The sequence below is a fragment of the Streptomyces camponoticapitis genome, from assembly GCF_014646115.1.
GTDB lineage: Bacteria > Actinomycetota > Actinomycetes > Streptomycetales > Streptomycetaceae > Streptomyces > Streptomyces camponoticapitis.
Window position 1 is genome coordinate 1 of the sequence record NZ_BMMV01000052.1, and the last position, 9,162, is coordinate 9,162.

The following is a 9,162-nucleotide window of genomic DNA, read 5'->3' on the forward strand; positions in this document are numbered from 1 at the left end:
CCATGGTCACCCTCGCCTGCCTACAACTCTGGCTCCCATGACTTTGCGGACAGGCCCTAGGGCGTGTCTTGCCGATCTTGCCGGGCTCGGGTCCCTGGTGCGCGCGCCGTCACTCCGTCAAGACTCGAACGCAGAACCGCGTGACCGACGCCCAACTGCCTTCTCTGTCCGCTCTATTGACACTCAGGTTTCAGGAGTTTTACGTTCCTTTACGTCTGAGAGCGCTCTCGGACTCCCTTCCCCCCATGACTTCGAGGTGCCGTCCATGCCCACCTCCCGCTCCAGACCCGCCTCCGTGCTGGTTCTGGTCACCGCCATGGCCGCCGTAGGGCTGGGTCCCGCCGCCGGTCCCGCGTCGGCCGCGAACATCCCCGTCGGCTCTGGCAGTTACTCCGACACCCGCCCCGCCGGCGCGTCGGGTCCCACGAACAACGTGGGCGCGCCGGTCACGCCCAAGCTCACCGAGCAGGCCAAGGACAGGCCGGTGCCCACCAACGACTGGTGGACGTCGCTCGCCTATCAGCGGTACGGCGACAACCCGTACTCCACCCCGATGTACGGCCACCCCCTCACCTACCAGGCCACCGCCGGCGGACTGGAGGTCGGTTACCCGACGACCCCCGCCATCGTGGGTGACGGACGGCAGTACGAGTACGCGCACAAGGCCGATCTCACCCTGGGTCTCACCGGCCTCGACTCCGCCGACACCAAGGCCGACGACTGGTCCGACTGGACCGTCACGCCCTATTGGTCCGACGGCACCCGCACGCTGCGGACCACCATCGGCCACGGCATGCCCTACGTCTACGCGAAGGGCTCCGGCGGCGACGCCAGCATCACCACCGCGTCGGCCCCGACCGTCTTCTCCGACGACGGCAACGTCCTCGGCATCACCGTCGCCGGACACCACTACGCGCTCTTCGCGCCGACCGGCAGCGACTGGTCGGTCTCGGGCTCCACCGTCACGGCCGGACTCGGCGACAAGGACTACTTCTCGCTCGCGCTCCTGCCCTCCGAGGACGCGCTCGCCACGTACACCAAGTACGCCTTCAGCTTCGTCACCGGCTCCACGACGAGTTGGAACGCCGAGGGAGGCGACGTCGAGGCGACGTACACCCTCACCACCGAGCCGCAGGAGGGCACCGAGACGGGCACACTCCAGGCCCTCTACCGGCACCAGTGGCTCAACACGACCGACGCGCTGACCTCGTACACCTATGTGTCACCGCGCGGCACGATGAAGGTGCGCGAGTCCACCACCTTCACCACCGGCCAGAAGGCGTCCGGGGTGCTGCCCGCGCTGCCGGAGTCGAACGGGGTCGACGCGGCGGCGCTCAAGGCGCAGTTGGACGACGTGGTGAACGCCGGCGACCCGTTCTCGGGCGCGACGGACACCTACTGGACGGGCAAGGCGCTCGGCCGGCTCGCCCAACTGGCCCCGATCGCGGACCAGATCGGCGAGACCGCGACGCGCGACAAGATCGTGGATCTGCTGAAGGGCCGTCTGGAGGAGTGGTTCACGGCGGGCGGCGCCAGTGAGTTCAGCTACGACAACGACTGGAAGACGCTGACCGGTTACCCCGCTTCGTACGGCAGCGACACCGAACTCAACGACCACCACTTCCACTACAGCTACTACGTCTACGCCGCCGCGATCGTCGCCCAGTACGACCAGGCGTGGGCCGCCGAGTCCGCCTGGGGCGGCATGGTCGAGACGCTGGTACGCGACGCGGCCAACCCGAGCCGTACGGACAGCGACTTCCCGTTCCTGCGCGGCTTCGACGTGTACGCGGGGCACAGCTGGGCCTCCGGACACCAGGGCTTCGCCGCGGGCAACAACCAGGAGTCGTCCTCGGAGTCCATCAACCTCAGCGCGGGACTCGTCCTGTGGGGCTCGGCGACCGGGAACGACGAACTGCGCGACCTCGGCTCGTACTTGCTCGCCACCGAGTCCGAGGCGATCGGCCAGTACTGGTTCGACGCCGACCAGGAGGTCTTCCCCGCCGAGTTCGCGCGCGGCACGGTCGGCATGGTGTGGGGGAGCGGCGGCGCGTACTCCACCTGGTGGACCGCCAATCCCGAGGAGATCCACGGCATCAACGTCCTTCCCGTGACCGGGGGTTCACTCCACCTGGGCCGTGAGAAGGAGGCGATCGGGCGCAACATCGCCGAGATGGAGGAGCAGAACGGCGGGCCCGCCGTCGAATGGCGCGACATCCTCTGGGAGTTCGAGGCGATCTCCGACCCGGCCGGGGCCAAGGCCAAGTGGGACGCGGGCCAGGCGGCCCTGTCCCCGGAGGCGGGCGAGTCCAAGGCCCATGTCCACCACTGGATCGGCACCCTCGACGCGGTCGGCGCCCCCGACCCGACGGTGACCGGGTCGATCCCGACCTCGGCCGTCTTCACGAAGGGCGGGGTCAGTACGTACGCCGCGCACAACTTCGCGTCGACGGAGCAGACGGTCACGTTCTCGGACGGCACGACGCTCACGGTGCCCGCACGCTCCACGGCGAGCACCACCGGCTGACCCCGCCACAGGACAACCACGAGGACACCCCACCCCGGGAACCTCGCCCCACCCCCCACCAGCGGCGGGTCTCGGGCCTGAGCCGACTCCTCAGGCCGAGGCCCGCCGCACCAGTGTCGTCGGCGTGATCACGGACGCCGGCGCGTGCGTCTCCGCGCTGTCCTTGTCGAGCCCGCGCAGCAGTAGCCGGGCCATCAGCCTGCCCTGCCCCTCCACGTCCTGCCGGATCGTGGTCAGCGGCGGATCGGTGTCCTCGGCGACGGACACCATGTCGTCGAAGCCGACCAGCGCCACCTCGTCGGGCACCGGGATCCCCCGCTCGCGCAGCACCCGCAGCGCCCCGGACGCCATCAGGTCGTTGGCCGCGAACACCGCGTCCAGGTCCGGGCGCCGGTCCAGCAGTTCCTTCATCGCCCGCGCGCCGCTCTCCACGGTGAACTCGCCCTCGGTGATCAGCGCCGGGTCGGCGTCCAGCAGTACGTCGCGGTAGCCGTCGAGCCGGTCGGTGGAGGAGGTCTGGTCGCGCGGCCCCGCGATGTGCGCGATGCGCTCGCGCCCGAGATCGCGCAGATACTGCACGGCCGCCCGCGCGCCGCCGCGATTGTCGGCGTCCACGTACGGCACGCCCTGATCGCTGGGGGCCGACGTCCAGCTCGGCCGGCCGCCGTACACCGTCGGAGTCCCCGACCGGCGGATGATGGCAGGCAGCGGGTCGTCGATGTGCAGCGAGAAGGCGAGCGCGCCGTCGACATGGCCGCCCGCCAGATACCGGGCGATCCGTTCGAAGTCGCCGGGGCCTTCGAGCAGGAGCAGCACCAACTGGGTGTCGTGGGCCGTCAGTTCCTTGCTGATGCCGCGTATCTGCTGGGAGAAGAAGGGGTCGGAGAAGATCCGGATCTCCGGCTCGGCGATGATCACCGCGACCGCGCCGGTCCGCCGGGTGACCAGCGTGCGGGCCGCGTGGTTCGGCACGTACCCCAGTTCCTCCACGGCCCTCAGCACCTTGTCGACGAGCGGCTGCCGCACCCCGGCACCGCCGTTGACGACCCGGGACGCGGTGGCCCGGGAGACGCCGGCACGCGCCGCGACGGCTTCCAGCGTGGGCCGGGACCCAGGTGACTGCTCGGGCAAGGCGGGCACTCCTCGTCGGTGGCCGCGCGGGTGGGCACGGCCCTGTTCCGGCCGGTGGACGTTCCGGCCGAGGGACTCCGTCCACGCTCTGGACGGGCCCGGCGGCGGGGACGGATGACCGTACGGGCAGCCGGGACCGGTACAGGGTATCCGCTGCCCCCTCCACCCAGAGAGCGCTCCCAGGGCCTTGTGCACCCGCCTCAGCAGGGACGGCGCGCATTCCGCGACATCCGGCTGATCGCGGACAGACCCCTGTCGCACCGTTGTTCACCGGAGTACGTTTCCGCACCAAGGAATTCCGTTCACGGGGCATCCGTTCGCCGGGCCGCCCCGCCGAGCCTCGGAGACCGCACCTGATGACGTCCCGGATTCGCACGCTCGTCCTGTCGGTGGCGGCAGCCGCCCTCGTCGTCCCCCTCACCGCACTTCCCTCGACGGCCGTCGCCGCGGCCCCGGCCGACGCACCGCCGCGTACGGGCTTCGAAGAGAGCGACGGTGCCGACTGGACCACCCTGGCGCAGGAGCAGGAGTTCCTCGCCGCCGTCGACCGCGGCGGCGACGGAGTCACCGTCAGTACCATCGGCACCACCAAGCAGGGCCGCCCGCTCAACCTCGTCGAGCTGGGCAACAAGCGCTCGGTGACCAGCCTCCTGCTCATCTGCAGCCAGCACGGTGACGAACCGTCCGGCCGTGAGGCCTGCCTCACCACCGTCCGCGACCTGGCCTATCCCAAGGACCGCGCGACGAAGCGCTTCCTGGACCGTACGAGCGTCCTGGTCGTCCCGACCGCCAACCCCGACGGACGCGCCGCCGACACCCGCGGCAACTCCGACGGCGTCGACATCAACCGCGACCACATCGCGCTGAAGACGGCCGAGGGCCGCACCATGGCCGCCCTCACGCGCGACCGCAAGCCCGACGTCATCTACGACCTGCACGAGTACGGGGCCACACCGCCGTACTACGACAAGGACCTCTTCGACCTCTGGCCGCGCAACCTCAACACCTCCTCGCAGGTGCACAAGGAGGCCCAGACCCTGTCGGAGGCGTACGTACGCCCGGCCGCCCGCGACGGCGACCACTCCATCGGCACGTACGGCATCTGGACCGACCCCGTCACCGGCGAGCCGATCAGGCAGACCGCGGGCGACGGCCAGGAGCGCATCCTGCGCAACGCCTCCGGTGTCAAGCACTCCGTCGGCCTGCTCATCGAGAGCCGCGTCGACCCCAGGTCGGAGGCCGAGGAGAACGACGCGTCGCTGAACCACCGGCGTCGCGTGGACAGCCAACTCGACTCGCTGAAGGGCCTGTTCGGTTACGCCGACGAGCGCCGCGTACAGCTCGCGGCGGCGACCGCGCTCTCCCGCGCCGCCGGACTGCTCGACCGCGGCACGGTCTACCTCGGCGGCGGCGACAACGAGCCCGCGACGCCCGAGGACACCCTGAAGAACCCGCCCTGCGGGTACCGGCTCGACGCCACTCAGTACGCGGACGTGAAGGACGAGCTGGCCTTGCACGGCGTGAAGGCCCTGCCCGCGCGCGGCGACGGCGCCTTCGTGCCGCTGCGTCAGTCCCAGCGCAAGCTGATCCCGCTCCTCCTCGACGGACGCGCCACCTACCACCTCACCGTTGGAGAACCTGTCACGACTTGTTGATAGAAAGAGACGCAAGTCACATGTTTGAGGGCCTGTCCGCCGGATGCCCGGTCGGACCCGGAGGACAGGCCCTCAGGCGTAACGGAGCGCCGACGCATGCTCCGTGAAACCCCGAAAGGTGTTGCTCGTGCCGAAGGACGCACAGAAATCGGGAGCCGAAGGAGGTCCGCCGCCGGTCACGGCCGGCGAGCCCGGCCATCCCCAGGAGTCCCAACGCCCCCAGACCGACCGGGTGGTGTTCGGCGTCACCGCCGTCCTCACGCTCGCCTTCGTCGTCTGGGGCGCCGTCGGCACCGACTCCTTGGAGGACGCGTCCAGCTCGATGCTGTCCGGCCTCATCCACAACGGTGGCTGGGCCTTCGTCCTGGTGGCCTCGGGCTTCGTCGTCTTCGCCCTCTGGCTGGCGATCAGCCGCTACGGCAGGATCACCCTCGGCGACGAGGGTGAGAAGCCCGAGTTCAGGACCATCTCCTGGGTCGCCATGATGTTCAGCGCCGGCATGGGCATCGGCCTGATGTTCTTCGGCGTGAACGAACCGCTCACCTTCTTCACCGACCCGCCCCCCGGCACCAACCCCCCGGACGCGGCCGCGGCCACCGAAACGGCCATGGCCACCACGCTGTTCCACTGGACCCTGCACCCCTGGGCCATCTACGCCGTGGTCGGCCTCGCCATCGCGTACAGCACTTTCCGCCGCAAGCGCCGCCAGACGATCAGCGCGGTCTTCGTGCCGCTCATCGGCGAGAAGCACGCGTACGGCACCACGGGGCGCGTCATCGACATCCTCGCCATCTTCGCGACGCTCTTCGGCTCGGCCGCGTCCCTGGGCCTCGGCGCACTCCAGATCGGCAGCGGGTTCACCGAGCTGAAGTGGCTCGACACCGTCAGCACCGGGCTCCTCGTCACCATCATCGCCGTCCTGACCCTGGCGTTCGTGGCCTCGGCGGTCTCCGGGGTCGAGAAGGGCATCCAGTGGCTCTCCAACACCAACATGGTGCTGGCGCTGCTCCTCGCCGTGTTCGTGTTCGTCCTCGGTCCGACCGTCTTCGTCCTCGACCTGCTGCCGACCTCCATCGCGGCCTACTTCGGCGACCTCGCCGAGCTCGCGGGCCGCACCGAGGCCAGCAGCGGCCGGGGCGTCGCCGAGTGGCTCGGCAGCTGGACGGTCTTCTACTGGGCCTGGTGGATCTCCTGGACGCCCTTCGTCGGCATGTTCATCGCCCGTATCAGCCGCGGCCGGACCATCCGTCAGTTCGTGGGCGGCGTCATCCTCGTCCCCAGCACGGTGAGCCTGATCTGGTTCGCCATCTTCGGCGGCTCGGCCATCCGGCTCCAGGAGGACAAGGGCGAGCTCACGAAGGAGGCGACACCCGAGGGCCAGCTCTTCGCGCTGCTCCAGAGCTTCCCGATCGCCACCGTCACCAGCCTGCTGGTGATGATCCTCGTGGGCATCTTCTTCGTCTCCGGCGCCGACGCCGCGTCCATCGTGATGGGCACCCTCTCCCAGAAGGGCCACTTCGAGCCCGGCAAGTACGTGATCGTCTTCTGGGGTGTGCTCACCGGCGCCGTGGCCGCGGTGATGCTGCTCGTCGGCAACGGCCAGGGTGACGCGCTGCAAGGGCTCCAGAATCTGACCATCCTGGTGGCCGCGCCGTTCGCGCTCGTCATGATCGGGATGTGTGTGGCCCTGATGCGCGACCTGCGCCGCGACGCGCTGATCGTCCGCGGCGAGCGGGGGGCGGAGGTCGTCGAGTCGGCCGTCATCGCCGGCCACGAGCAGTACGACGGCGACTTCGAGATCCGGATCGGCCCGACGCCGGAGGAGCCGACCGGAAACACACCGGAGAAGTCGACTCCGCGCTGATCCGGTCCGCGCTGATCCGGTCCGCGCTGATCCGGCCGGTGCGTACGGAGGCCGCCCGGCGGGGTTCACCCCGCCAGCCGGGCGGCCTCCTCCGCGCAGCCCCAGGCCACGGTGACGCCCGCGCCGCCATGACCGTAGTTGTGCACCAGCCGTGCGCCGCCCGGCAGTTGGACGGCCTCGACCCGTACGGCCGGTCGCGCCGGGCGCAGCCCCACCCGGTGCGCGAGCACCCGCGCGCCCCGGATCTGCGGACGCAGCGCGGCACAGCGCTCGACGATCGCGGCGGCCGTCGCCGGGTCGGGCCGGGTGTCCCACACGTGGTCCTCGGCGGTGCCGCCGAGGATCAGCCCGAACGGCTGCGGGAAGAGGTACGACGTACCGGCCGCGTCCCCGGCCGCCGACACCAGCCACTCCTCGATCCCCGGGTTCTCGACCACCACGAGCTGCCCGCGCACCGGGAAGACCGACGCGTCGGGCACGAGATCACGGGCGGCGAGCCCCGAGCAGTTGACGACGACGGGGGCCTGAGCGGCAGGCTCCTCCAGAGCGTCGACGGTTCGCCGCTCCACGCTCCCGCCGGCGGCGCGCAGCCGCTCCTCCAAGTACCGCAGGTGCGCGGGCATGTCGATCAACGGCAGCCGGCCGCGCAACGCCTGGGCGCACCCGGCCGGCAACTCGTCGGGGGCCGCCTCCCGCAGCTCGGGGAGTTCGTCCGCCCAACTCCCCAGCCCGGCCAGCTCGGTGTCGGTCATCAGGCCCGCCGCCACGCGTACGCCCGTCGCCGCCGGATCCCGCGCCAGCGCCATGTACTCGCGCAACGACCGCAGGGACCACGGGCCGACCCGCGCGGCGGGCTCTATCCGGTACGGCCAGAACAGCGCGCCCGCCACCGCCGACGTGGTGTGCGCGGCGGGGTCCCGCGACCACACCCGGACCCGTCGCCCCCGCTCGGCCAGCACGACGGCGGTCGTCATCCCGACGACCCCGCCACCGACCACGATCACCGTGTCATCCATGCCGGGACCGTAGCCGAGGAGGAATTCGGTGGACAGCCCGCCTTCGGGCGACGATCATCGATCCAACCGACGATGGCCCCGGCGAGCCGCGAATCGCCGTACGACGTGAGACAGATGAATCCAGCGCCCCGGAGGCCGACGGCCTCGCGCCGGTGACCGCGATCCGCCCCCGTACTCCCGGGGAACTGCGCCGCAGCCGCCGCCCGCGCTCCCACTCCTGCTGGGACCACCTCTACGCGGCCCCGCTCTGGCCCCTGCACGGGGCCAACCTCGGCACCCTCGCCCGCACCTGCGACGCGGTCGGCGCCTGCCTCGCGCTGCCGCGCTTCCCCTGGGTCCCGGAGGCCCTGGCACGCGGCAACACCCTGCGCAGGCCCGCGTGCGTCCACTGGACCGGTGATCCGCTCGGCTGGCTCGGCAGACAGCGGGAGCGCGGCGCGCACGTGGTCGGGGTGGAACTCGCCGACGAGGCGGTACGCCTGGCGGAGCTGCCCGCGGCCCGGCAGCGCACCGTGATGGTCCTCGGCCACGAACAGAACGGCATCCCGCCCGAAGCGCTGGACCTGCTGGACACCTGCGTGGAGATTCCCATGGTCGGCAGCGGCGCCAGCCTCAACGTCGCGGTCGCCAGCAGCCTGGCCCTCTACAGACTGGCGGGCCTCCTCTGACCACGCACGCCCTCCCGGCGCACCCCGGGGCGTGTCGGCAGAGCAGCGCCCGTCCGGCTCACGGCGCCCGGCACGCGCTCTCTCCCCCGTAGCCCTTCGGGCAGACGCCCCCTCGCATTGTCGGAGTCGCCCGAGGCGGCGGGGCCACAACGCCGATCGTCCGCCCCGCGACCGCACGCACCGGCCGCCGTGAGCCCCGCCCCGCGGGCGGAGGACGTCACTTTCGGAACGCGCCCTAGGGCCTGTCCGCAAAGTCATGGGAGCCAGAGTTGTAGGCAGGCGAGGGTGACCATGGCTTGGT

Annotated in this window: 6 protein-coding genes; 4 read left to right on the forward strand and 2 right to left on the reverse strand. The window is 71.0% G+C overall.

What is annotated here, in order from left to right:
* Nucleotides 1–265: 265 nt before the first annotated feature.
* The gene (locus IEY79_RS36780; protein ID WP_189112010.1) at nucleotides 266–2,527 is read left to right on the forward strand and encodes a glycosyl hydrolase; all 2,262 of its coding nucleotides are present in this window, start codon (nucleotides 266–268) and stop codon (nucleotides 2,525–2,527) included.
* Nucleotides 2,528–2,617: 90 nt separating this feature from the next.
* On the opposite strand, the gene IEY79_RS36785 is transcribed toward IEY79_RS36780, so the two are convergent.
* Nucleotides 2,618–3,658, reverse strand: coding sequence for a LacI family DNA-binding transcriptional regulator (locus IEY79_RS36785; RefSeq protein ID WP_189112011.1), 1,041 nt, complete (start codon nucleotides 3,656–3,658; stop codon nucleotides 2,618–2,620).
* A 356-nt stretch (nucleotides 3,659–4,014) separates the two neighbouring features.
* Here IEY79_RS36785 and IEY79_RS36790 point away from each other — a divergent pair, with 356 nt between their 5' ends.
* Together IEY79_RS36790 and IEY79_RS36795 are read left to right on the forward strand one after the other, a co-directional pair.
* A complete protein-coding gene (locus IEY79_RS36790) occupies nucleotides 4,015–5,313 on the forward strand; it encodes a M14 family metallopeptidase (protein WP_189112012.1) in 1,299 nt (432 codons plus the stop codon).
* A gap of 127 nt (nucleotides 5,314–5,440) precedes the next feature.
* Nucleotides 5,441–7,177, forward strand: coding sequence for a BCCT family transporter (locus tag IEY79_RS36795; RefSeq protein ID WP_189112013.1), 1,737 nt, complete (start codon nucleotides 5,441–5,443; stop codon nucleotides 7,175–7,177).
* 65 nt (nucleotides 7,178–7,242) lie between these two features.
* Here the strand turns inward: IEY79_RS36795 and IEY79_RS36800 are convergent, their stop codons facing one another.
* Entirely contained in the window at nucleotides 7,243–8,193 is a 951-nt protein-coding gene (locus tag IEY79_RS36800; protein WP_189112014.1) for an FAD-dependent oxidoreductase, read from the reverse strand.
* Between the two features lie 152 nt (nucleotides 8,194–8,345).
* Here IEY79_RS36800 and IEY79_RS36805 point away from each other — a divergent pair, with 152 nt between their 5' ends.
* A complete protein-coding gene (locus tag IEY79_RS36805; protein ID WP_229701449.1) occupies nucleotides 8,346–8,861 on the forward strand; it encodes a TrmH family RNA methyltransferase in 516 nt (171 codons plus the stop codon).
* Nucleotides 8,862–9,162: the final 301 nt, after the last annotated feature.

Bases quoted from the DNA above. Each gene is read 5' to 3' on its own strand.
- IEY79_RS36790 (WP_189112012.1), top strand. From the start codon at position 4,015: ATGACGTCCCGGATTCGCACGCTCGTCCTGTCGGTGGCGGCAGCCGCC.
- IEY79_RS36780 (WP_189112010.1), top strand. From the start codon at position 266: ATGCCCACCTCCCGCTCCAGACCCGCCTCCGTGCTGGTTCTGGTCACC.
- IEY79_RS36800 (WP_189112014.1), bottom strand. From the start codon at position 8,193: ATGGATGACACGGTGATCGTGGTCGGTGGCGGGGTCGTCGGGATGACG.